This window comes from Streptosporangium amethystogenes (assembly GCF_000721075.1).
GTDB lineage: Bacteria > Actinomycetota > Actinomycetes > Streptosporangiales > Streptosporangiaceae > Streptosporangium > Streptosporangium amethystogenes.
Genome location: NZ_JOEQ01000022.1, coordinates 20543 through 42435, shown reverse-complemented (window position 1 = coordinate 42435; position 21893 = coordinate 20543). Strand labels below are relative to the sequence as shown.

The window sequence follows — 21893 nt, the reverse complement described above, 5'->3', positions numbered from 1 at the left end:
CGCAGGCCCTGTGCTCGAACATCCGTCACATCACTCAAGGAGGGCCTGGTGCGCATCACCTGCGGGATCGACTGGTCGGAACGACACCATGACATCGCGTTGATCAACGTCGACGCTGCGATCGTGACCCGGGCCAGGATCGGTGACGACCTGGCCGGCTTTCGGCGGTTGACCGAACTACTCGCCGAGCACGCTGGGTCTGACGGGCCGACCTCCATCGAGATCGCCATTGAGACGGACAAGGGCCTGCTGGTCGCGGCCGGGTTCACCCTGTTTGCAATCAACCCCAGGGCGGTGGTCCGGTATCGGGAACGGCACGGGCAGGCCGGCGGTAAGTCCGATCCGGGTGATGCCGCGGTCCTGGCCGACATCTTGCGCACCGACCGTCATCGTCACCGGCGGTTGCCCGCTGACACCGATCTCGCCCGAGGCGTGAAGGCGGTCTGAAGTGCTCCAGAGATGCAGGGCATGTTCTGCTTCCCGAACCACCGGGCCAGGTTCTCCCGCATCGTGCGGACCTCCGCCCACTGGTCGTCGCGCACCCTGCGGGCGAAGGCGGCGACTTCGGCATGCTGCGCCTCACCGTGCATGAGGAGCTGCTGCGACATCATGATCGCCATCATGTGGTGCGGGATCATGTACTGCAGGAACGTCTTGTCGAGCTGATCTCCCGAAAGCCCCGACAGGTCCGGCATCGTGGTCCCGCTCGGGCTCGGCGCGGGGCTCTGCCGGTACCACTGCTCCAGCCAATCCTTCATCTTGCCGACCTCGGCAGTCTGCGTCGTGACGATGGACTGCCCGAGCTGCCGCATCTCGGGCCTGTTGGAACGCCGCAGTTGCCGGGCTGCGATGATGGCGTCCTCATGGTGCGGCACCATCTGTGACAGGTAGTCGTACTCGCTGGTAACGAGATGCATCTGCCCCATGCCCGGGCATGTTGGCTGCGGGCCCTTAGAGGAAGGAATCGGGGACGGCATCGGTGGAGATGTCATGGCCACAGCAGTGGACCCCGAACCCGTAGTGATGGCGGCAAGGAATGCCCCAGCGGCCATCGCGGTCTTCATGGAGCGTCGCTTCATGCGTCCCCCCAACGCCGATTCGACACCTACTTCTACGGGAGCCTCCCGTTCTTCCACGGTAACCTCGCCGTTTTGATCAACCGACAGGCAGGTCCGTCGGCCCCGACCGGAGCGTCCATCCGAAGCCGCGCGCCCTTCACGTGGGCCCCAACCGCGGGCCGAACCCTCTGGCGCCGCTCGGGTCGACTTTCGCGGCGGCCGGATGCTCGGCACTCGGCTTTCGGTTTCCCAGAGGTGACTCGTCTTCCCGGAGGTGACTCGCCCAAGCCATGTCACGGAGAGTCTCCGACATGCGACTCTCCGGGGGTGCTTCGCCCTGCGCATGGGTCATGCTTTGCATCCGACCCGCATGCTTCACCTGTTTTTGCCAGAACGACCGTTATCAACCATCTGGTCTAGGTAAGTCCTCCCGTGATGAGCAGGAGACAGCCGCACCAGGCGGGGAGGTCGAAATGATCACCTTGTTCGCACGCGCACTCGCCACCGGCGCGTTCACCATCGCACTGAGCGCACCCATCGGCGGCGCGTTCGCCGCTTCCGCCTCACCGGTGGACCCATCGAGCCCGCAAACCCAGAAGGACCTCGAACAGTCGATGCGCGGTGAAGCGTTCGCCAACGCCTCCTACCGCCTGTACGCAGCTCAGGCCCAGCGGGAGAGGCTGCCGTCGGTGGCCCGCCTGTTCGAACACACCGCCGACGTCGAATTGGGCGAACACTTCAAGGAGGCGGCCGCGCTGAGCGGCCTGGTCGGCAGCGACGCCGAGAACCTGCGTGCCGCGACGGCCGGGGAGACCTACGAGTCCCGGCAGATGTATCCCGGCTTCGCGCAGCAGGCCAAGGCCGGAGGCGACAGCCGGGCGGCCGCCCGCTTCTCGGAGATCGCCCGTGACGAAGGCAAGCACGCGCGGGCGTTCGGCACCGCGCTGCGCGCCGTCGAGTCCAGCCGGGGCACGGTGCCGAAGCCGCCGAAGGCCGATGAGGTTCGGGTCCCGCAAGGGCCGCCCGAGGTCCGTGCACGGCAGACCAGGGCCGATCTGGACACGGCCATGCATGGTGAGGCGCTCGCGTACGCCAAGTACCAGCAGTACGCCGAGCACGCCAAGGACCCGGCCCTGGCGAAACTGTTCCGTGGCACCTCCGACGTGGAGCTGCACGAGCACTTCGCTGGTGAGGCCAAGCTGGCCGGGCTGGTCGGCAGCACGCACGCCAACCTGACCAAGGCCATCGCCGGCGAACGGTACGAGTCCCGGACCATGTACCCGACCTTCGCCAAGCGCGCCGAGACGGCGGGCGACAGCCAGGCGGCCGAACGTTTCTCGAACAACGCCGAGGACGAGGCCGGACACGCCCGCGCCTTCCAGCGGGCGCTGGATCGGCTTCCCGAGCAGCCTCCGGCGGCGGACTCGCCGTGAGGAGATGACAAGGCTCCGGCCGATCGATGCCAGAGGCCATGGCCGTCGGCACCGTCCGCGGCCATCGGCGCTTCTCACCAGTCGCGATCCGGCGCCCGGCGTCGCGCGAGACAGGAGACGGACATGTTCTTCGGCCTGCCCCTGCACCCGCTGGTCGTGCACGCCGCCGTCGTGTGCCTGCCGCTCGCGGCGCTCGGCACCATCTTGATGGCGTTCTGGCCCGCAGCGGCGCGTCGGCTGTGGCCGGCGGTGCTGTTCGTCGCCACCATCGCGCTGATCGCCGTGCCGCTGTCGATCAACAGCGGCGAGACGTTGGCGGACACGATCGGGGAGAACGCGCTCATCGAGGCCCACGAGGAGCAGAGCGAGCAGGTGTTGCCGTTCGTCATCGTGCTCTGGCTGGCCGCGCTGGGCCTCTCCCTGGCGACCCGGTTCATGGGACACGGCGGGCACCCACCCCACGAAGGCATCGGTACGCGACCGCGATGGCACGCCGGCGCGATGATCGTCCTGGTGATCCTGGCCCTGATCGGCGGTGTGGGAGGCACCGTCGCCATAGTGCGGGCGGGCCATAGCGGCGCCCAGAGCGTCTGGACCAAGTGAGTTCCGCGGAGGAAAGAGGGGGCGTTCCTGTCGAGAGCCCGGTCGCACGGCCCGGCTCCGTTTTCCGCCGGAGACGAGGACGCTCAACCTCGGTGCTCGCGCGAGGGCACTCGCCGTCGTCGCCCCCATCGCGAGCGACACACCGATGATCGCCTGATCGGCCCGGCCTGTCACCGCCCGAGCCGGGTAGCGGGTGTTCCCGGCGGCGTTCGTACGCCCGCTCACCGTCAGAGGAGCCGGATGGTCCATCCGCATGTCGACTTATGATCTTTTCATCTGATATTTGCCCTATTGCCGGAAGAGCCTTCATGACCCACCTCCTCAGTCGGCGGTCCGCCCTGCTGAGCGCCGCGGCAGTGGCCGGTCTCGCCCTGTGGGAGAGACCGGCCGAGGCGGTCGGCGCCGCCGCGGTCGATGCTGCGGCGTTCGACGCCGCGCGTGAGCGGTGGGTGAGCCTGCTGGCCGGCGGGTCGCGCGACTCCACTCATACCAACAGGACTCATACCGACAGGTCTTACACCGACAGAACTTATACCGACAGGACGCGGGCGCTTGAGGGCTCGGCCAACGCGGTGCTGCGCAAGCTGAAGCCCGCTCCCGGTCGCCCGAGCCTGTGGCCCGACCTGCCGCTGTCGGACCCCCGGACGGGCAATTTCAACCGCTCCTACAACCGCATGCGCACACTGGCGCTGGCCTGGGCCACATCGGGCACCGCCATGCACCACGACGGCCAGGTCGCCCAGACCGCTGTCAGGGCGCTGGACTTCCTGTACGAGCACGCGTACCACGAGGGGCTCGACCGGCGGGGCAGCAACTGGTTCTGGTGGGAGATCGGCGTCCCCCGCGCGCTGACCGACACCTGCGCCCTGCTGTACGACGGCCTGCCCTCAGACCGCCTCGAGCGCTGGTTGCGCCCCTTGCGCCGCTGGTGTCCCGACCCGGAGCGCCGCGTCAGCCACCCCGGCGTCGTCGAGACCGGCGCCAACCGCGCGGGCAAGGCCATGGCGGTGGCGATGCGCGGAGTGCTCACCCACGACGCCCGCCTCGTCAAGCGGGCCGGGAACGCGGTCTCCGACCTGCTGCGGCCGACCAGGGGCCCGGGCGACGGCTTCTACCGGGACGGATCGTTCATCCAGCACGACGTGTACCCCTACACCGGCAGCTACGGCGTGGACTACCTGGAGAGCGTGGCCAAGTTGATCGCCATGCTCTCCGGGTCACCGTGGGAGATCACCGGAATCGGCAACGTCTACGATCTCGTGGATCGCTCGTTCGTGCCGTTCGTCTTCGACGGGCTGATGATGGACTGCGTACGCGGCCGGCAGATCTCGGTGCAGGGCCACCGTGACCACCACTCGGGACAGAAGGCGGTCGAGGCCGTCCTCACCCTGCTGGAGACGGCACCCGAGCGCCATGCCCGGCGGTGGCGACCGCTGGTCAAAGGCTGGCTCACCCGTAACCAGGCCACCCCCTACGGCACGCTCGCACCGCCGGCGAGCATCGCGAGGGCCACGGCCCTGCTTGCCGACCCGTCGGTACCGGTCGGCCCGCGCATGACGGGCACGTACGTCTTCGCCGACATGGACCGGGTCGTGCACCGCCGTCCCACCTGGGCGTACGCGATCGCGATGAGCTCGCAGCGCATCGGCGCCGCCGAGGCCATCAACCGGGAGAATCTGCACGGCTGGTACACCGGCGACGGCATGACCTACCTCTACACCGGCGACCTCACCCACTGGAACGACGACCTGTGGCCCACGATCGACCCGTACCGGCTGCCGGGCACGACGGTCGACACCCGCAGACGCGCCGATCTCCCGCACGACCACCGTCGCCTGCCTCCCACCCCGTGGGCGGGCGGCGTGGCGCTCGACGGCGAGTACGGCGTGGCCGCCATGAGACTCGTCGCCGGTGGCTCCTCGCTGCGGGCCAAGAAGGCGTGGTTCCTGCTCGACGACGCGGTGATCGCCCTCGGCGCGGGCATCACCGCCTCCGACGGCCGCCGTGTCGAGACCATCGTGGAGAACCGCAACACCCATGACCGGCACCCGCCGCTGACCCGGGGCGACGGCTGGATCCACCTGCCCGGCGTGGCCGGCTACGCGCTGCTCGACGGCGCCGACGCGAAGGTGATCCGCGCCAAGCGCACCGGCCGCTGGCGCGACATCGACAAGGGCGCCACCACCGGAGGCGACACCTCCCCTGTCACCAGGCACTACACGACGATCCTCATCGACCACGGCGTCGACCCCCGCAAGGCGCGCTACGCCTACGCCGTACTGCCCGACGCCTCCATCACGCAGATGGAGGCCTACGACGGGCGGATCGAGATCCTCGCCAATTCTGGAGCGGTGCAGGCCATCTCACGCGACGGGGTAATCGCGGCCGTCTTCTGGCGCGCGGGGACCGTCGAAACCCCAGATGGACCGCTCACCGTCGACGCCCCCTGCACACTGCTGGTCCACCGCGTCGGCGAGCGGGTGCGGCTCGCGGTCTCCGACCCGTCCAGGACCGTTGACGAGGTGAAGATCACCCTGCCCTGGCCGGTAAAATCGGTCAGGGAAAGCGACCGCAGCGTACGCAAGGCCAGAACCGCGCTCAAGGTGGAGGTGGGGGGGAGTCGCGGGCACGCCCATACGGCGGAGGTGCGCGTCTGACTTCGAACGGGTACGAGATCGACGAGCGAACCACGTACAGGATCACGAGAAAGAGCACCGTGACGAGCTCGGCGGAAACACGCCAAGACGCATCCCACGTGGGTCTCACAGCGGCTGACACATGGCTTCCTACGGTGGCACGCGGGCGGACGGCAGTCAGGTCACGCTCAACCCGTGCAGCGGCTTCGCCGATAAGACCGCCTCGGCCGAGAACAACATCAAGGTGCCGTACTCGCGGATCGAGGGCCGGTTCTGACGGCGGCTCCCTCGCGTCACGAGGGAGCCGCCGCGATCAGGCCCGGACGAGAGTGTCCACAGTGGTCCGAAGGCGCGTAAGGCAGATCACCGCGGCAACACCCAAAAGGATCAACAAGATCGGCAACGCCGTCTGCTGCCACGGCCACGCCGGGCCGTCCAGTCGCAGGCCGTCGGTCGGCAGTTCCATGGTCTCAGCGGTCCAGCGGGCGGTGGCCACATCCGTTGTCCGGGCCAGGTCCCGCACGGCGTCGTTGTAGGCGAAGTCCTGTCCGGAGTGGACGTACACCGGCTCCAGGCCGTCGGGGACCCGGCCCAAGCGAACGCCGGCTCCGGGCACGAGCAAGCGATCCAGGTCCGGGGCCGCGCCGGCGAGATCGGCGCGGGGCAGGAACGTCAGACCATGCCGTGACCGGATCGGGCCGCCGTCCGCGCTCACGGCCAACGTCCGGTCCGCGAGCGACTGGGCGTGCGTGTCGAACACCGACGCCAGGTCGATTTCGCCGACGCCCGGCGTCAGCATCACGCCGACGGTCGGCGGCGCCCACGTCCAACCCGCGTTGACGATCGCGGCCGGGGCGGGCATGGCGATGCCGGTCACGACCGGTGGCGTGTTGCCGTAGTACCGCCAGCCCACGGCCTTGGCCGCGTTCGCCGCCACCGTCGAACCGGCCAAGCGCTCGATCATGTGCAGGGTTCCGTCGATGCCGGACAACACGCCCGCGGTCGTGACGACGGTACCGCTGTCGACGAAACGCTTGCCGTGCACCCAGTTCACCGCGGGATAGTCCGACTCGAACGAGCCGATCCGCATCCAGTGCGCGGTCGCGGGCCGGCCGTCGAGCAGACCCGCCGAGGCGAGGACACCGGCGCCGTTGCACACGCCCAGCAACAGCGTGCCGCGGCTCACCTGATCACGCAGCCACGTCGTGACCGGACCGGTACTCGGCTCGCCGACGTCTGGAATCGCCGGGATGACCGCGAGCGCAGGCGCGGCCCCGCCGGTGAGTTTGGCGAGATCCGCGAAGCTCAGGTCCGGCACCAGGTCCAGACCACCGGTCAACGGCAGCGGACGCCTTTGCGACGCGACGGTGTAGACGTTGAACCGGCCCGAGGCGACCAGGATCTCGTACGGGGCAAGGGCATCCGACACAACGGCCCCGTTGTCGCCGATCACCACGACCGCGGTCGGTTTGGCGGAGTCGAAAGCCGGGGAGGTGGCGGCGGGAGTGGGCCGGTCCGGCCCGGGTGCGGACCGGGCGGCGAGCGCGGCGAGAGCGGAGACCGCCCCGCCCGCCACCGGAATCAGGAAAACCGCGATCACCGCGAGCGTGCGGCGCAGGAAGGTGCGCACCGAAACCTCAGTGCCAGTAGTGGTCACGGCGCCACACCATGGCGGCCAGCATGAGCGGGAACATGATCACGTGCCCGGCCGTCATCAACCCCATGGCGGACAACGCCCCAAGCCAGAACGGCACCAGCAAGACGAGGAACGGCAGGTACATCGCGGCCGCCATCTCACCGATCCGCGCCCACGAGTGCCTGTGCAAGGCCATCGCCATGGTCATTCCGATGGTCATGTCGGTCGCCATGACGAGCGCGTCGACCTCCGGCCGCGCCAGCCAGGCGTCCGGCCACAGCGGCGCCAGCACGAACATCCCGGCGAGCATGGCGATCACCATCTCGGCGTAGTGCCGGACGAACCGGCCCAGCTTGCGACTCGTACTTCGGGTGGTTCTCACGGTCGTCATGACGTCCCCTCGGATTCGGCATCGACTGATACCGGCAAGAGTCGCCGTCCGCCGCCGTCCTGCCATGTGCCGAAGGTCATGCCCGAGGTCATGAGGTGGCCATGACCCGAGCGGAAACGGTCAGAGCAAACCGAGTGACCGTGCGCGTAACGCGGCTTGGGTGCGGTCGCGGGCGTTCAGTTTTGACAGGACGTTGGTGACGTGGTTTTTCACGGTGCCCTCGGCCAGGTAAAGCGTTGCGGCGATTTCGCGGTTGCTGTGGCCGGTGGCGAGGAGGCAGAGGACTTCGAGTTCGCGGTCGGACAGCGGCACGACCAACGGCTGCGGTTCCGGGGCGCTGGTCGAGGGCAGGCGGACGAATTGGGCGACCACCTTCGCGGCGACGGACGGCTGCAACACCGACTCGCCGCGGGCGGCGGCCAGAACGGCCTCGATCAGCTGAGCCGAGGAGACGTCCTTGAGCAGGTAGCCCAAAGCTCCAGCGCGAAGGGCGGCGAACACGTCCTCGTCGTCGTCGAACGTCGTCAGCGCGACGATGCCGATGCCGGGGTGGTCGGCACGCAGGCGGCGGGTCGCGGCGACGCCGTCCAGGACGGGCATGCGCAGATCCATCAGGACGACGTCCGGGGTGAGCTCGGCGGCCCGACGGATCGCTTCGTCGCCGTTGCCTGCCTCGCCGACGACCTCGATGGCGTCGTGCGTGGCCAGGAGGGTGGCCAGGGCCTCGCGGAACAGAGCCTGGTCGTCGACCAACAGGACGCGAACCGGGCTCATCCGGGAACCTCCATGCTCAATGTGTAGCCCGCCCCCGGTGGCGACTCGACGCTCAACCGGCCGCCCAGGTGTTCGGCGCGTTCCCGGAGCCCGACCAGGCCGAAACCGGACGCGGGTGCCGAAGCGGAGCCGGCACCGTCGTCGCGGACGGCCAGCCGGACGGCGGTGTCAGCGTAGTCCAGGACCAAGTCGGCGCGGGTTGCCCGGGCGTGCTTTCGGACGTTGGTCAGACCCTCTTGCGCCGCACGGAACAAGGCCTCGCGCGTCTCGTCAGGCAACGGTCGTTGCTCGCCGGATATCGCTACGCGGGTGGTCACGCCCGCGGCGGATGTCAGTTCGGCCAACGCCTGCAAGACGTCGGGCAGGGGAGGGGTTTCGCGTGGTTCGCGCAATGTGCGGACCGAGCGGCGGACCTCGGCGAGCGCGGCCTCGGACTGGTCCTGGGCCTTGGCGAGTATCTCGTCGGCCTTGGCGGTGTCGGTCGGCAGGACCGCACGGGCGGCCTTGACCTGCATCTGGACGACGGTGAGCGAGTGCCCGAGTCCATCGTGGATGTCGCGTGCGACCCGGTTGCGTTCCTGCACGGTCGCGAGCCGCTCCGCCTGCGCGGCGTAGTCACGCAACTTCTCGTGCGCCTCGGCCAGTTCGACACGGGCGCGTTGTTCGCGTTGCAGCAACTCCGTCACGATCGCGGCGAACACCGCGGTGACAAGTATTCCAAGCCCTTCCCGCAGCCCTTCGCCCCACGACATGCCGAGATGGACGAACGGGACCAGCCCGACCACGATCACCGTCATGGCGATCGGCAACCGCAGCAGCACGCACTGGCTGACCAGCACGACGAGCAGAAGCGTCGCGGCGACCCCCGAGTTCAGCGAGAACACGACGAACGCGACCGGCAGCTGCACGACCACGTACCCGAGCGACCAGGCCAGCTGATCGCGCGCACGTACCCACGAGAAGCCAGCGGCGGCCAATGCGGTGAACACCGCGCCGAGCACGAGCGACGACAGGGACTCTCCAGATGCGACGACCCCGATCACCAGTGTGAGCAGCGCACCGAAGGTCAGCGCGACCAGAGCCCTGTTCATGCGCTCACTGTGGGCCGTCCGGCGGCGTACGGTCAACTCACGGTGATCTCGCGGGTGTGACTTGTCGCTGCCGGGCAGCTCGGTGGCCTGACTCCGTTTCTGCCCTTCGAGTTGGTGGACGCTGTTCTGGAGGAGACCCGGGCGGTCCAGCGGCGGCTGAGAGATCTGCCGTCCCGGGTCGGGGTGTGCTTCCTGGTGGCGATGTGTCTCTTCCCGCAGGTCGGATACCTGCTGGTGTGGGACAAGCTGACCGCCGGCATCGGCGGCTGTCTGCCGGGCCCCGGCGCGAAGGGACTGCGTGACCTACGTCGCCGCGTGGGCTGCGCCCCGGTGAAGGCGCTGTTCGAAGTGGTGGCAGGCGTACTGGCTACACCGCGGACGCCGGGCGTGCGCTTCGGCCCGTACCGCACGGTCTCCTTCAACGGCCGCAGCTCGATCAAGACCCCGGACAGTGAGCGTAACCGCGGCTGGCTGAGGCGATGCCCGCACGGCGGCTACCCGCAGGTCGAGTTGATGACGCCGGTCGAGACCGGCACCCGCTCCGTGATCGGCGCGGTGTTCGGCCCCACCCGAGAGAGCGAAACCTCCTATGCCACCCGCCTGTTGTCCCATCTCGGTCCCGAGCTGCTGCTGCTGTGGGACCGGGGCTTCGACAGCAACGACTTCCTCGCCGCCGTGCACGCCACCGGCGCCCGCGTCGTGGGCCGCATCCGACAGCGCCGCCGCCCGCCGGTCCTCAAGACCCTCATGGATTCCTCCTACCTCTCGGTCGTCGGCGGAGTCGCCGTGCGCATCCTCGAGGCCGACGTACGAGTCACCTGCGCCGACGGCAGCACCTTCAATCGGGGGCTGCGGGCCAGCAGCGACGCCAGGTCCGGGGCGAAATTCGCCAGCGCGCCCGACAGCCGGTCAGATGCCAGGCCGGCACGGTGGTCGTCCGACTTCGCGCGGACGACAAGTTCGGCCGACAACCTGTTGGAACCGAGCGTCACTGTCCCTCCGGAGTCAACCAGCCTGGCGGCCCGCCGGGGTTCCGGCGGGCCGCGCCATCTCGGTAAGCCAGTCCCGGCGGCTGGTAGAGGCCGAAGCTCAGGATGGACAGGGCGATGCCTCCGAGGATGGCTGCCCCCGTGAGCGTGCCCTGCAACTGCGGCGGCAGGGCAGGCAAGCCCTTGGGCCTGTTCTCCGCGTTACGACGCAGGTCCTCCAGCGTGTAGCCCGAATCGCCCGACGTGCGGCATCAAATGCGGCGTCGGGAACGGCACAGGCTGCGGCTGGGTTTTGGGCGATACCACGGGCACCTGCTGCGATCCGCGGCTCTTGGTCACCCAGTATTCGATCACTCCCGAGTTCTTGCCCCACTTCGCGGCGTTGGAGTGAGCGATGACGATCTCGTTGGTCTCCTTGACGTAGTTGGGCACGGGGGAGCAGGAGGTCGAAGCCGGGCAGGACATTGCGTCCGCCGGTCTGCTTCGGCAGCGCCTTGAGCGCCTTGATGTAGATCGCGAGTTCGTTCTTGCCTTGGGCCGGCGACCGTGGTGCGCTTCACCTCCCACAGGTAGATCGCGTCCATCTTGGCCGTTCAAAGCTAATGACCAGAGGCAGGGCCGACCATTGACACGATGTGCCTTTGGCCACTCGTCCGTTCGTCCAGGGTGTAGGGCGGGCGGCGGTCGATGCGGCGACGAACCTCGTCAGTGCCGAAGTGGTAGTCGATGCGTCGGGTCGCCACGGCCCAGTCCTCCATCGAGCGGACCGCTGACAGGGCCTCCACGACGAACGGGTCGCTCCATCTTTCCTTGACGCGCTCCCACAGTGTGCCGGCATCATCGGTGATGAGGTTGCCGACGGTGCCCTCGTAAATCGGCATCGCGCGGACCTCGCCGTCCGGCTCCACCTGCAGCATGGGGAAGCCGTGTCGCTTGACGAGGTCCGGATGCATCATCAAGACCATGTTGTTCGACGTCATGAGCTGCACCGAGCGGGGCGAGAGGGAACGCAGCCGTTCGACGTGCTCGCGGCTCACCAGCGTGCGCAGTTGGTCGAAGTCCAGCAGCTCGTGTTCGGCGAATCCCTTTCTGCTTGCGAGACCGGACGGCACCGCGGCGGCGAAGGTGAGGAAGCGCAGGTTCGGGAACCGGGGCGCGACCGCGCGGCAGAACTCCTCCAGCTCATGGAGGTTGGACCGCACAACCGCGTAGTCGACCCCGAACCCGACCGGGTCGGCACCGCGCGCCACGCGCTCCCCGGAGACGTCGTCCAAAATGGCCAGCGTGCGCATCGCCCGCTCGAACGAACCGGCCCGTCCGCGGATCCGGTCGTGCACCCCGGCGCTCGCCCCGTCGACGCTCACGGTGATCCGGGAGAAGACCTGGGACGCCTCTTCGGCCCACTGGCGGTCGAATGTCCATCCGCCGGTGTAGAGGTTGACCGCGACCCCCGCTCCGCTGATCCGCTCGGCGACCTCCAGGAGGTTTCTGACCAGCAGCGGCTCGCCACCGGCGAACTCCACCGCCTGTGGGCGCAGAGAAATGATCGCGTCGGCGGCCGTGAGCATCTCGTCATGGTTCAGCTGCCGGGCCGGGCGTCTGCCGGACTCGGAGTAGCAGTGCACGCAGCGCAGCGGGCAGGCGTAGGTGATGTCCCAGATGACGTCGCTGGGCCCCTGTGGGGTGCTCATGGCATGGTCCTTTCCTCGTTGGCTGACGCGGCGTTTCTCTCTTCGCGAGGGTTTGATCAACGGTGGTCCCGTTCCGGGACGACGAAACGTCCAGGAACGGGACCACCTCCGGTGCTCAGCCCCGATCAGGGCCGAGCACGCTGGTCACGACCGCCGCGTCGTCAGGAGGTGAAGGTGGCGTAGCAGGTCCAGTCGCAGAGCCAGGTGCTGACACAGGGGTACAGCTCCGACTCCTGGGCGGCGGGCAGCATGTCGAGGGCGTCGATGTTGAGCTCCATGGTGATTCCTTTCGTTAACCGTTGTGCCGCTCGTTTCGAGACGGCCTGTCCACCGGCCCCATCACAACGATGAGGCCGGAGCCTGTGGGCCCGCGCGCCGCGGAGGGCGGCGCCGCGGGGCTCCTGCTAGGCGGGCACGGACGTCCCCTCTTGCAGGAGTTCGAGTGGGCCGGCGGTCGGTGCGGCCCTTTCGCTCAGGAAGTCGATGAGACGGTCGGCGACCAGGTGTCCCTCGCTGGAGACCAGCGGGTCGTGGTCGGATCCGGGGATTTCCAGGTAGACCGGTGCCACCGGGTGGGCGGCCGTCAGCAGTCGGCGGTGCAGCCGCCGGGAGTGGGCGACCGGGATGATCGGGTCCTGCTCACCGTGCACGATCATGATCGGCTGCCGCATGCGATCCGCCAGCCGGGCCAGGTCGCGCGGGCCGAGCGCGTCTTCGAGCTCCACCCGGCCGCCGAGACGATCGAGCAGCGTGCGGACGCTGGGCGGCCCGTCCTGGTACAGCTCCCGGCCGGACAGGAAGGGTGCGATGACGGCGGCTCGGGCCCACAGGTCCGGCTCCGCGGCGACGGCCAGCAGAGCCAGGTAGGCCCCGTAGCTGATGCCGTACAGCATGGGCCGCTGCCGGCCTGGGCCACGGGCGTCGGCCAGCGTGCGTCCCAGATGAAGGGTGTCGGCAAGGTCCGGGCCGCCCCACGCGCCACGGATGGCGTCGCGGTGCGCGGCGCCGTAGCCGGTGCTCCCTCGCTGATTGGGTGCGACCACCGCCATGCCCGCTGCGGCCATCCGCTGGAACAACGGCTCGAAACCGAAGTGCCAGGAGGCCTCCGGGCCACCGTGCAACGCCAGGACCACCCGCTCGCTCGCCACCGGATCGCCGTACACGATGGCCTCCACGGGCCCGGCCGGGCCTGGGTAGTCCACCGTTCGCGCGGATGTCCAGCGTCCCGGGTGCTCCTCGGCGGTGGCCCGTACCCGGGACCGGAGCGGATCGGGCAGGGTGACCACGCCGAGTGGGCGGTCCGGCGTGGTGTGCAGCAGGTGCAGTCCGCCGGCGGTCCAGCGGGCCGTGTGCTGCAACGTCCCGGCCGGCATTTCTGCCTCGACGGTGGTGTCCGCCACGAGATCGTGCAGCAGCAGGTGGGAGCGGCTGCGGCGGGTGACCGACAGGGCCAGGTGCCGTCCGCCGGGATCCAGGGCCAGTGGTGTGACGGTGCCCTCGATGTGGTTCAGCCGCTCGGGGAACACCGTCGGCGCCGGGTCGTCGCGGTGCCGGAGGCCGAGACGGAACGTGCCGTCCCGCCGTGCCGCAGTGAGGAGCACTCCGGTGCGCGGCGCGGCCATGAGCAGGTGCTCGCCGTCCGCCATTCCTTCGAGCGGTGCCAAGAGACCTGTGGCGAGGTCGAGGACGAACGTGCCACCTGCTCCCGGCTCGGGACGGGCCAGCGCGAGACGCCGGCCGTTCGCGTCGAGCCAGACCCTGCCGCCGACCGCGCCGGTCAGCTCGGCGACCGGCTCAAGAGGTTCGGCATGCCCTGACACCTGCCACACCTTGGTGCGGCGGCCTTCGCCGTTCTCGAACAGCAGGGCGGCGGTGCCCGACGTGATGCCGCCGATGAGCCCGAGTCCCGGGCCGCGAGAGGCGAACAGTTCGTGCTCCTCGGCCGGCGCGCCGTCCGTTCCGGGGACGGCGAGCAGCAGCCGCGCGGACTGCTTGCCGTGGCGGCAGAGCAGCACACCGACGTCGCCGGACGGAAGCGGGAACGGAAGCGGGAAGGTCCAGGAGTCCTCACCGTCCCTGGTGGGCACCAGACGTGGCCGTGGCGCGGGACCGGTGAGGTCCCACAGTTCCGGCATGAGCCGGGCGCGGCCATGGGCGGCCAGGCAGGCGGCATACTCCCCGGTGGCGGAGAACCTGAAGTTGATCCGTCGGAGCTCCGCGGGCAGGCCGGCGGCCATCTGGGTCGTCGCGGGCGCCGGGGTCGTCGGCAGGGGGCTCATGACGCCCTCCCAGCGGCGGCCGCGAATGCCTCGTGAGCGGAGGCCGTACCGATCGCGGCGTCGGCCATCCACGGGCGGGGCCCACCGTGGCGCAGCCGCCACAGGAAGGCGAGAACGCCGGCCAGACCGGTGTTCCAGCCGAACGTCACCTCGAGGCCGTTCTCGTCGGGCACCACGAGCAGCCCGTCGCGCATGGTGGCGCGCGCCCACAACATGGCCGCGAGTTCCTCGGCCTGCTCGCGGTAGACCGGCTCGCCGGTCAGATCCGCCATGTCCAGCAAGAACTGCCCGTCCCCGGCCAGTCCGTGACAGGCCGCGGTGCCGGAGCGCAGCCGGTGGCCGTGCACGGCGACGGCGGCGGCCCGCGCCACCTCCAGCACGCGCCGGTCACCGGTGGCCGCGTGCAGGCGTACCAGGAACGTCCCTATCCCCGAGGATCCGTTGCACCAGTGGGGCAGCTTCGCCCCGCCGCGCGAGCCCTCCGCCCACAAGGCCGCCGCGCCTTGGTAGTCGGCCGCGTCCATCAGGGTACGACCGGCGGCGGCGGCCATTTCCAGGCAGTCCTCGCGTCCGAGCGCGATGCCGGCCGCCAGCAGGTACGCGGCGATGCCGGCGACGCCGTGGGCGAATCCGTAGTGCACCACTCCCGCCAGCGCGGAGTCGAAATCCCGCGGGATGGGCCACAGCACCGTGTCGGGGGTACGTTGGGCGACCTTGAGCAGTTCGTCAGCGCATCCGCTCGCCCGGTCGCGGAACCTCGTGTCACCGGTGGTGTTCCACAGGTGCAACAGCGCCATCCCTGTTCCGGCCAGGCCATGGCAGATGTCGGGGTTCGGCCAGCTGACCGGCAGTTCGAGGGCGAGGCCGAGCCCCGCCGAGCGTACATCGTGGTCGTCGAGCGCCCTGCCCACCTCATGCAGGGCCCAGGCCATGCCGGCCCGGCCGAAATACAGCCCCGGTGACGGGCGATGCTCACCCGCGAGACGGCCGATCATCCAGTCGGCGCCGTCGCGCAGACCCGTCGTCAGCCGGGCGCGCAGCTCCTGCGGCAGGGGCGCGGCATCGGGCCCCACCACGGAGGCCATCAGGTGGAGCACGCCGGCCGCGCCATACTGGACGCCACACGGATCGGCGCTGACGCCGTACCCGGCGCCGACGGGCCACAGCCGCGCTTCCGGTCCCGTCCCGCCGTCCGGGGACTCTGCGGACATGCTGCGCCAGGTGTACGCCAGTCCGTCGTACAGCAACCGGTCCTGCTCGGCGGTGCCGAGCCGGCGGCCGCCGCCTGCCACGGCAGGCGCCTGCGGACCGGTGTCCAGGCCGAACAGGAACGCGCGGACTCTGGCGAGATCCCACCGCCGGGCGGGATCCTCCACCATCAGACCCAAGATCATGGGAGCCAGCTCAGCGGCCAGGGGATTGCCTGAGGTGGCTACCTCGACCAGCGTCCGGACCCGGGAGTCCCACGATCTGGCCTGCTCTCCCTCGTCGGGCGGCAACATCGGCTGGCATGCGGTCACCAGGTAGAACACGGTCGCGCCCAGCGCGTACAGGTCAACTTCGACGCCGGGGCAGGGCCCATGGGCGGGGGCCCGTTCCTGCTCCGGGGGCGCGTACCCGCGGGTGCGGGCCCGCCCGACCGGTGTGCCGGGCATCGCCGCGGTTTCCAGGTCGATCAGCCGACCGTCGCCGTCCTCGGTGACGATGACGTTGTTCGGGGTCAGGTCGCGCACGACATAGCCCTGCTCGTGGACCGTCGCGACCAAGTCGACGAGCCGCCCCACCAGGCGCAGCACTGTTTCGCGCCGGCGCTCGGCGTTGCGCTCGCCCGCCCAGGCGGTGAGCACGGTCCCCTCGACGCGCTCCTGCACCAGGAACAGGCTGTCGTCCTTGTCGAAAAGCGCCACCCTGCGCGCAGTGATGCCGAGAGGCCCGAACAGGCCGAGCATCCGCCACTCGTGACGTAAGTTGTCACGCTCGTCACGTCCGCTCATTTTGGCGCCCATATGCGGCCGGGCCTGCTTGACGACCACGGTCCCGCCGGTGTCACGGTCCTCGGCCAGGAAGACCCCGCCCTTGGCGCTGTGCCGGACGGCCTGACGCACCACGAACCGGTCGGCGAGCAGTACGGCCTCCGGCGCGGCCGACCGGACCGGAGCTTCGCCCGACTCGAAGGGGCAGGACGCCCACGGCGGTGGTGAGTACCAGGCGTTGCGCTTGTCGGTCACCAGCGTGCCGTCGGGGGCTGTCAGCCGGGAGGCGTAGGAGCCGTCGTTGTCCAGCACGAGGGGTGCGGAGAACACCCCATAGCGGTAGTGGACCAGGCTGCCCGGCTTGTAGACGCGATCGGACAGGATGCGCGGCCCGGGCAGGCCCATGGTGGCCTCGTGCAGTTCCTCGGCGATCGCGGTCGCCGCCCGGTCGTCGGACGGATAGACGGTGACGAACTTGCCCACCGCTCCGCGGTCCTGCTCCCTGGACACCAGGTTGGACAGTTCGGCCAGCGTCGCCGCGAACTTGAAGGGGCAGCGGCGCCGCGCCAGTACCTCCACCACGCGGGCGAGCACCACGGGAGCCGACAGCGGCGTCGCCGAGACGTGCAGCTTCCAGCCCTGCGCCTGGCGCGCCACGCCCACCGGTGTCACGTACATCCACGGCCTGCGGCTATGGAACTCCCAAGTGGCGGCGCCGTCCTCACCGTCCACCGCCGCGAGGTCCGCTCGCGCCAAGGCCGCTCTGGCGATGTCCTCCAGCACGTGTCGATCGATGTCGACCTCGTTCTCACGCACCTTGCGCTCGTTCATGCCGTACCCCCGCATGCGTCAACCTCTAGCGGAACCGCCGGACGATCAGCAGGGGACGGAGATCAGCGTGAATATGCCGCCCCACCGCAGATATCGACAGGAACGCCCCCGATGTCTGATCGGCTTCAGGTATAGGTACGGCGACTTGGAGTTGCCTTGGAACTGAATGGCGGCTGTTCTCAGTCAGTTGCAAGTGTCATTCAGCTGGGTAAACACCGACAAGGACGGTCAGTGAGCGTTTGATCCTGTGAGTTCTGTCTGGTTCGGGTACTCAGGTTCCGCGCCAGTTTGGGGTGTTTTCTCCGGTGAGGCGGCGGGTCATGGTGTCGATCATGGCGACGTGGATCATGGCTTCGGAGGTGGCGGGCAGGGCCTCGTAGTCACGGGCCAGGCGGCGATGCTGCATGAGCCAGCCGAAGGTGCGTTCGACGACCCATCGGCGAGGCAGGACGGTGAACCCGCGGGTGGCGGGATCTCGGGGCACGACCTGGGCATCGATGCCGAGGGCGGCGGCATGGTCGATGAAGTGTGCGCGATGGTAGCCGCCATCGACCCAGGCCTTGCTGACGGTGGGATGGCCGGTGGCGAGCTGGTCAAGCAGAGAGATACCGGCGGCCGAGTCCTGCACGCCGGCGGCGGTGACCAAGACGGCGAGCAGCAGACCGAGCGTGTCGACCGCGATGCTGCGTTTGCGGCCGACGATCTTCTTGGCCGCGTCCGTGCCCTGGTCGGCGGCGGGGACGTTGGCGGAGGTCTTGACGCTTTGTGCGTCGATCACGCACGCCGATGCCTCGGGGGTGCGGCCTTCGGCCTGGCGCACCAGACGGCGCAGCAGCCCGTTCAGCTCGGTGAACACTTTTTCGTCGCGCCAGGCGGCGAAGTACCAGTACACGGTGGCTCAGGGCGGGTAGTCATGCGGCAGGTAGCGCCAAGCGATGCCGGTGCGGTCCACGTACACGATCGCGTTCATGATGGTGCGCAGATCGTGCTCGGCAGGCCGTCCGAAGCCTGGGGCGCCGGCCTGGCGGCGGGCGCGCCAGGCGATCAGGACGGGTTCGATCAGCTGCCAGCGGGCATCGGACAGATCGCTGGGATAGGGGGGAGGTCCAGCCATGGAAATGGCCTACCGCCCACAGGCCGTCGAGCCCAGAGGCCCGCAGGTCACGGCAGCGAACTGCAGCGCCGCCGCCAGCTACAAAGAGCTCACCTCAGGTCATCGTGGAACCAGACAGGAGAAAGGCCGCAGATCGCTGTCGCATCCACCCCACGCGCACCGTGGATACCGGGTTCCCCAGACGTTCCACCCCGCAGCCTTCCGCTGTTTTCGGTGACGTAGCCGCTGATCGCCGCGTCCAGCGCGTCGGCGTCCAGGTCGGCCGGGACCCGGCGGAAGGTCCGTTCGCTGGGCACGGTGAACCGGCCGGTGAACGGATCACGGCAGGCGCCCAGCCACTGGAGCGCCTGCTGAGAGGTCCGGGCGGCCCACTGCCAGATCGCCGCGACGCTGTCACTGCCGACCACCAGCGTCGCGCACGCGGTCAATGTCAAGATGACCACCAGCGGATGGCGTAGCCCGCAGGCCGAGCGCCGATCGGGCACCGTCGCCAACCGGCATATCAACGCCGATTCCGCCACAACCGGGTCGGCTGCCAGCTCGGCTTCCCACAACGCCAGATCGGCGAGTTGGTCAAGACAGGAGACGGTAGGGGATGCAGTCGGGGAAGATGGGGACACGAGCGCGACTCCTGTGACGATCTTCGGATTTAGACACCTGAAAGATCACCAGAAGTCGCGCTCTTTCGTACTCCACCAGGCCAAACGCTCAACGTCGCCATACCGCATCAGAACCCGGGAACGCCGGGGCCCTGCCTGCAGGCCCATGCTCCGGCCGCTGGCCGGTGCTGTGGGATCGGTGACCACGGACCACTCAGAGGAAAGGCGACCTGCGGAAACGCTCCAAGATCCATCCCACGCATATCCCACAGCCGCTGACATACGGCTGCCCACAGTGGCGCACGGCTGCGTAGGGCCAGATAGAGGGAAGGCGCGAACGCCCAGGTCAAGGGTGTGATCGCTGGTCAAGATGGTGCCCCCGGCATGATTCGAACATGCGACACCCGCTTTAGGAGTCGGGAGAGCGAAGCAGCGGAACTATGCTTTCCACCTGCGGTTATCTAGCCGTGTCTGGCGTAGACGGTCCCTGTTGGGAAGGCATTGGGAATGGTCACCCGTTGCCCCTCTGTGCGTGTCCACTTGTGCCCGTGCATTTGCCCCTGTAGGGGGCCGAGTTGATTAGGGGTGGATGGCTTCTGGCGTCACGCCGTGGGGTGCAGCAGGCTTCCGGCGGCGAGCGCCGGTGCAGGACGCCGTCCTGAATGTGCTGGCACATCACGGCCGTGCTCCCCCACCACAGAAGACGCCGGCACGCGGCGCTTCGCCGCCTCGACAATCGCCTCTGGGTTGTGGACCCGCGTGCGCACGATGTCGGCCACCCTAGCCGCCATGCCACTCCTCCGCCGGAGAGTTTGTAAGGACATAGTGTTTGTCCTGGCTGAATTGCGAACCGGGGCTGTGGGAGTCAACGCTCACTCTGGGCGGCGGAACCTGGGTGCTTCACCCTCGATCGCGTTGTACTCGACCTGAGAGTGCCGGGTGTACAAGGCCGGGCAGACCATCGTCGAGCCCAGCGTGCTGGCCGGTGCCGCCGCCCGGCTCGTCCGTGATCTCGCGCCGGACGTAGTCCTGGTCACCCACCGTCCTGTGGAAGAGGACCGTGGCGTTGGCGCCGCTGCTCGGGGGCGTTCGCCGTGCCGGGAATCAGGGCGAGGCCATCGGCGGCGGCGGTCGCCGCGAGTCCCATGCGACGGAGCTCGTTCATCTCCCGCGACGTTTACCCGGGGGTGACCACGCGCGGGGAAGGGACGGGTGCCGGTCAGCGCGGGATGGTGTCGCGGTGGACGGCCAGCCACGCGTCGAACGACTGCAGCCGCGGGTTGAGCTCGCGCAGCAGCTCGAAGTCGATGAGCTCGGCGATGTCGGGGGCGGCCGCGATCAGGTACTGGAGCATGTTGCCGACCTCGCCCGCGCCCGGGAACCCCGCGGCCCGGATCATGTCGGGGCTGACCGCCTGGTACGTGACGGGCTCGCCGAGCGCCAGGCTCAGCGCGGCGGCGTACTGCGCGCCGGTGAGCACGGCCCCGGCGACGCTCACCCGCCTGCCGGCCATCCCGTTCCCCTGGCGGAAGATCCCCAGCGCGGTCCTGCCGACGTCCTCCGCGGCCTGTGCGGCCACCCCCGCCTCGCCGAACCCGAGCGGCAGCACCAGCGCGCCCGTCTCGTCACGCCGGGGCGCGAACATGTCCTGGAAAGCCTCGTAGTAGACGTTCGCCTGCAGGAAGGTGGTGGGCACGCCCGACTCCAGGAAGAACCGGTCGGCCTCGGCCTTGCCATCGGCGTGCGGCACCTTGTACGAGCCCTCGAAGCTCGGCGTCCCGTCGCCCGGCCGGAAGTAGCCGCGGGTGTCGGACAGCGTGGACCAGACGAAATGCCGGACGCCGGCCTCCCGGCCCGCCCGCGCGGCGTTGCCGGCCTGCTCCCGCTCCTTGGTGGTAGCGGGCCGTGCCCGCTCCTCCTCGGGCGTGCGCGGCTCCCAGAAGTTGGTCACCACAAAGGCGCCGTGTGCGCCGTCGAACGCCCTGCGCAGGCTGCCCGCGTCGTCGAGATCGGCCCCCACGACCTCGACCCCCAGAGCGGCCAGTTCCCTGGCCCGCGCCGAACCCGGGTCCCGGGTCAGGGCTCGCGCGGCGAACCGCCCGCCGCGGTCGTCGAGGATCGCGCGGACCAGCCCGCCTCCTTGCGCTCCGGTCGCGCCCACCACGGCGATGATCTGCCGCTCGCTCACAGAAACGGTCCCCTCATGTGTTCAGGTTGATGTATCAACCCGGCCACCATACAGCGCCAGGTTGATACGTCAAGCAACCGGTAGGGTGGGCGTCATGGGATGGGAGCAGGACATCGGCGAGGCCGACCGGATGTGGCGCACGTACATCGAAATGGCCAAGCACCTCGGCTCGCACCTGCAGCAGCACCTGCAGCGCGAGTGCGACCTGTCCGCGGCCGACTTCGAGGTCCTGGTCCGGCTCACGGAGTCGGAGCGGCGGGAGATGCCCGTCGCGGAGGTGGCCGTCGCGACCCAGTGGGAGAAGAGCCGCCTGTCCCACCAGCTCACCCGGATGGCGCAGCGCGGGCTGGTCGAGCGGGTGGACTCCGACGACCGCCGCTATCCCGACGTGCGTCTCACCGACAAGGGCTACGCGGCGATCGACAAGGCCGTCCCCGAGCACACCGAGCTGGTGCACGCCCTGTTCATCGACGTGCTGGGCCCCGAGCGGCTGGCCGGATTCGCACAGGCATGCGCCGACGTGCTCCGCGCGCTCGACGAGCACCGGGAGCGGGACTGCTCGTTGTGATCACGCTCCCGCGCCAGGGCATGGGCGAGAAACGAGAAT

The 21893-nt window shown here is 69.3% G+C and carries 20 protein-coding genes and 1 pseudogene; 7 read left to right on the top strand and 14 right to left on the bottom strand.

The window, feature by feature from the left end; all coding sequences use genetic code 11:
- Positions 1 to 48: 48 nt before the first annotated feature.
- Positions 49 to 447, top strand: coding sequence for an IS110 family transposase (locus IG98_RS0127470; protein ID WP_030918210.1), 399 nt, complete (start codon positions 49 to 51; stop codon positions 445 to 447).
- Here the strand turns inward: IG98_RS0127470 and IG98_RS52025 are convergent.
- Complete coding sequence (locus IG98_RS52025; protein WP_169750191.1) at positions 393 to 926, bottom strand: DUF305 domain-containing protein; 534 nt, start codon at positions 924 to 926, stop codon at positions 393 to 395. The two genes, IG98_RS0127470 and IG98_RS52025, sit on opposite strands and share 55 nt — an antisense overlap.
- Positions 927 to 1531: 605 nt before the next feature.
- Here IG98_RS52025 and IG98_RS0127460 point away from each other — a divergent pair.
- From IG98_RS0127460 to IG98_RS54380, 4 genes are all read left to right on the top strand, one after another.
- Positions 1532 to 2491, top strand: coding sequence for a rubrerythrin family protein (locus IG98_RS0127460; RefSeq protein ID WP_211264113.1), 960 nt, complete (start codon positions 1532 to 1534; stop codon positions 2489 to 2491).
- A 123-nt stretch (positions 2492 to 2614) separates the two neighbouring features.
- A complete protein-coding gene (locus IG98_RS0127455) occupies positions 2615 to 3094 on the top strand; it encodes a DUF2231 domain-containing protein (RefSeq protein ID WP_030918200.1) in 480 nt (159 codons plus the stop codon).
- Positions 3095 to 3402: 308 nt separating this feature from the next.
- Positions 3403 to 5751 (top strand): polysaccharide lyase 8 family protein, encoded by a 2349-nt coding sequence (locus tag IG98_RS0127450; protein WP_037971440.1) that lies wholly within the window; start codon positions 3403 to 3405, stop codon positions 5749 to 5751.
- Positions 5752 to 5872: 121 nt separating this feature from the next.
- On the top strand, positions 5873 to 6007 hold the full coding sequence (locus tag IG98_RS54380; RefSeq protein ID WP_281178535.1) for a hypothetical protein: 135 nt from the start codon (positions 5873 to 5875) through the stop codon (positions 6005 to 6007).
- Between the two features lie 36 nt (positions 6008 to 6043).
- On the opposite strand, the gene IG98_RS0127440 is transcribed toward IG98_RS54380, so the two are convergent.
- The 4 genes from IG98_RS0127440 to IG98_RS0127425 form a co-directional block, all read right to left on the bottom strand.
- Complete coding sequence (locus IG98_RS0127440; protein WP_157594546.1) at positions 6044 to 7387, bottom strand: DJ-1/PfpI family protein; 1344 nt, start codon at positions 7385 to 7387, stop codon at positions 6044 to 6046.
- On the bottom strand, positions 7368 to 7757 hold the full coding sequence (locus IG98_RS0127435) for a hypothetical protein (protein ID WP_030918190.1): 390 nt from the start codon (positions 7755 to 7757) through the stop codon (positions 7368 to 7370). The genes IG98_RS0127440 and IG98_RS0127435 overlap by 20 nt, the downstream gene beginning before the upstream one ends.
- A 120-nt stretch (positions 7758 to 7877) precedes the next feature.
- Positions 7878 to 8531 (bottom strand): response regulator, encoded by a 654-nt coding sequence (locus IG98_RS0127430; protein WP_030918186.1) that lies wholly within the window; start codon positions 8529 to 8531, stop codon positions 7878 to 7880.
- On the bottom strand, positions 8528 to 9622 hold the full coding sequence (locus IG98_RS0127425) for a sensor histidine kinase (protein ID WP_030918183.1): 1095 nt from the start codon (positions 9620 to 9622) through the stop codon (positions 8528 to 8530). Before IG98_RS0127425 ends, IG98_RS0127430 begins: the two co-directional genes overlap by 4 nt.
- Positions 9623 to 9709: 87 nt before the next feature.
- Here IG98_RS0127425 and IG98_RS0127420 point away from each other — a divergent pair, with 87 nt between their 5' ends.
- The gene (locus IG98_RS0127420) at positions 9710 to 10756 is read left to right on the top strand and encodes a transposase domain-containing protein (protein WP_084195688.1); all 1047 of its coding nucleotides are present in this window, start codon (positions 9710 to 9712) and stop codon (positions 10754 to 10756) included.
- 56 nt (positions 10757 to 10812) lie between these two features.
- Here the strand turns inward: IG98_RS0127420 and IG98_RS50880 are convergent, their stop codons facing one another.
- The 9 genes and pseudogenes from IG98_RS50880 to IG98_RS0127375 all read right to left on the bottom strand — a co-directional run bounded on the left by IG98_RS50880 (position 10813) and on the right by IG98_RS0127375 (position 21286).
- Positions 10813 to 11043: a hypothetical protein gene (locus IG98_RS50880; RefSeq protein ID WP_157594545.1), complete on the bottom strand. Its 231-nt coding sequence runs from the start codon at positions 11041 to 11043 to the stop codon at positions 10813 to 10815.
- Positions 11044 to 11210: 167 nt separating this feature from the next.
- On the bottom strand, positions 11211 to 12302 hold the full coding sequence (locus IG98_RS0127410; RefSeq protein WP_084195687.1) for a radical SAM protein: 1092 nt from the start codon (positions 12300 to 12302) through the stop codon (positions 11211 to 11213).
- 161 nt (positions 12303 to 12463) lie between these two features.
- Positions 12464 to 12580, bottom strand: a complete 117-nt coding sequence (locus tag IG98_RS52650; RefSeq protein ID WP_211264112.1) for an ALQxL family class IV lanthipeptide — start codon at positions 12578 to 12580, stop codon at positions 12464 to 12466.
- A gap of 126 nt (positions 12581 to 12706) precedes the next feature.
- Positions 12707 to 14581 (bottom strand): S9 family peptidase, encoded by a 1875-nt coding sequence (locus IG98_RS0127400; RefSeq protein WP_030918171.1) that lies wholly within the window; start codon positions 14579 to 14581, stop codon positions 12707 to 12709.
- Entirely contained in the window at positions 14578 to 17385 is a 2808-nt protein-coding gene (gene lanL / locus IG98_RS0127395; RefSeq protein ID WP_157594544.1) for a class IV lanthionine synthetase LanL, read from the bottom strand. The genes IG98_RS0127400 and lanL overlap by 4 nt, the downstream gene beginning before the upstream one ends.
- 271 nt (positions 17386 to 17656) lie before the next feature.
- Positions 17657 to 18499 (bottom strand): annotated as a pseudogene (locus tag IG98_RS0127390) (IS5 family transposase).
- An 89-nt stretch (positions 18500 to 18588) separates the two neighbouring features.
- Positions 18589 to 18984 carry a transposase family protein gene (locus tag IG98_RS45360; protein ID WP_281178536.1) on the bottom strand — a complete coding sequence of 132 codons (396 nt, stop codon included), beginning with the start codon at positions 18982 to 18984 and terminating at the stop codon, positions 18589 to 18591.
- A 1147-nt stretch (positions 18985 to 20131) separates the two neighbouring features.
- Positions 20132 to 20263: a hypothetical protein gene (locus IG98_RS54375; RefSeq protein ID WP_281178534.1), complete on the bottom strand. Its 132-nt coding sequence runs from the start codon at positions 20261 to 20263 to the stop codon at positions 20132 to 20134.
- Positions 20264 to 20317: 54 nt separating this feature from the next.
- The gene (locus IG98_RS0127375) at positions 20318 to 21286 is read right to left on the bottom strand and encodes an NmrA/HSCARG family protein (protein ID WP_030918154.1); all 969 of its coding nucleotides are present in this window, start codon (positions 21284 to 21286) and stop codon (positions 20318 to 20320) included.
- A 94-nt stretch (positions 21287 to 21380) separates the two neighbouring features.
- Between IG98_RS0127375 and IG98_RS0127370 the strand changes: the two genes are divergently transcribed.
- Positions 21381 to 21854, top strand: a complete 474-nt coding sequence (locus tag IG98_RS0127370; RefSeq protein WP_030918150.1) for a MarR family winged helix-turn-helix transcriptional regulator — start codon at positions 21381 to 21383, stop codon at positions 21852 to 21854.
- Positions 21855 to 21893: the final 39 nt, after the last annotated feature.

Coding starts and splice junctions, on each gene's coding strand:
- IG98_RS52025 (WP_169750191.1), bottom strand. CDS start 926: ATGGGGCAGATGCATCTCGTTACCAGCGAGTACGACTACCTGTCACAG.
- IG98_RS0127460 (WP_211264113.1), top strand. CDS start 1,532: ATGATCACCTTGTTCGCACGCGCACTCGCCACCGGCGCGTTCACCATC.
- IG98_RS0127455 (WP_030918200.1), top strand. CDS start 2,615: ATGTTCTTCGGCCTGCCCCTGCACCCGCTGGTCGTGCACGCCGCCGTC.
- IG98_RS0127450 (WP_037971440.1), top strand. CDS start 3,403: ATGACCCACCTCCTCAGTCGGCGGTCCGCCCTGCTGAGCGCCGCGGCA.
- IG98_RS54380 (WP_281178535.1), top strand. CDS start 5,873: ATGGCTTCCTACGGTGGCACGCGGGCGGACGGCAGTCAGGTCACGCTC.
- IG98_RS0127435 (WP_030918190.1), bottom strand. CDS start 7,757: ATGACGACCGTGAGAACCACCCGAAGTACGAGTCGCAAGCTGGGCCGG.
- IG98_RS0127430 (WP_030918186.1), bottom strand. CDS start 8,531: ATGAGCCCGGTTCGCGTCCTGTTGGTCGACGACCAGGCTCTGTTCCGC.
- IG98_RS0127425 (WP_030918183.1), bottom strand. CDS start 9,622: ATGAACAGGGCTCTGGTCGCGCTGACCTTCGGTGCGCTGCTCACACTG.
- IG98_RS0127410 (WP_084195687.1), bottom strand. CDS start 12,302: ATGAGCACCCCACAGGGGCCCAGCGACGTCATCTGGGACATCACCTAC.
- IG98_RS52650 (WP_211264112.1), bottom strand. CDS start 12,580: ATGGAGCTCAACATCGACGCCCTCGACATGCTGCCCGCCGCCCAGGAG.
- IG98_RS0127400 (WP_030918171.1), bottom strand. CDS start 14,581: ATGAGCCCCCTGCCGACGACCCCGGCGCCCGCGACGACCCAGATGGCC.
- lanL (WP_157594544.1), bottom strand. CDS start 17,385: ATGAACGAGCGCAAGGTGCGTGAGAACGAGGTCGACATCGATCGACAC.
- IG98_RS54375 (WP_281178534.1), bottom strand. CDS start 20,263: ATGAACGAGCTCCGTCGCATGGGACTCGCGGCGACCGCCGCCGCCGAT.
- IG98_RS0127370 (WP_030918150.1), top strand. CDS start 21,381: ATGGGATGGGAGCAGGACATCGGCGAGGCCGACCGGATGTGGCGCACG.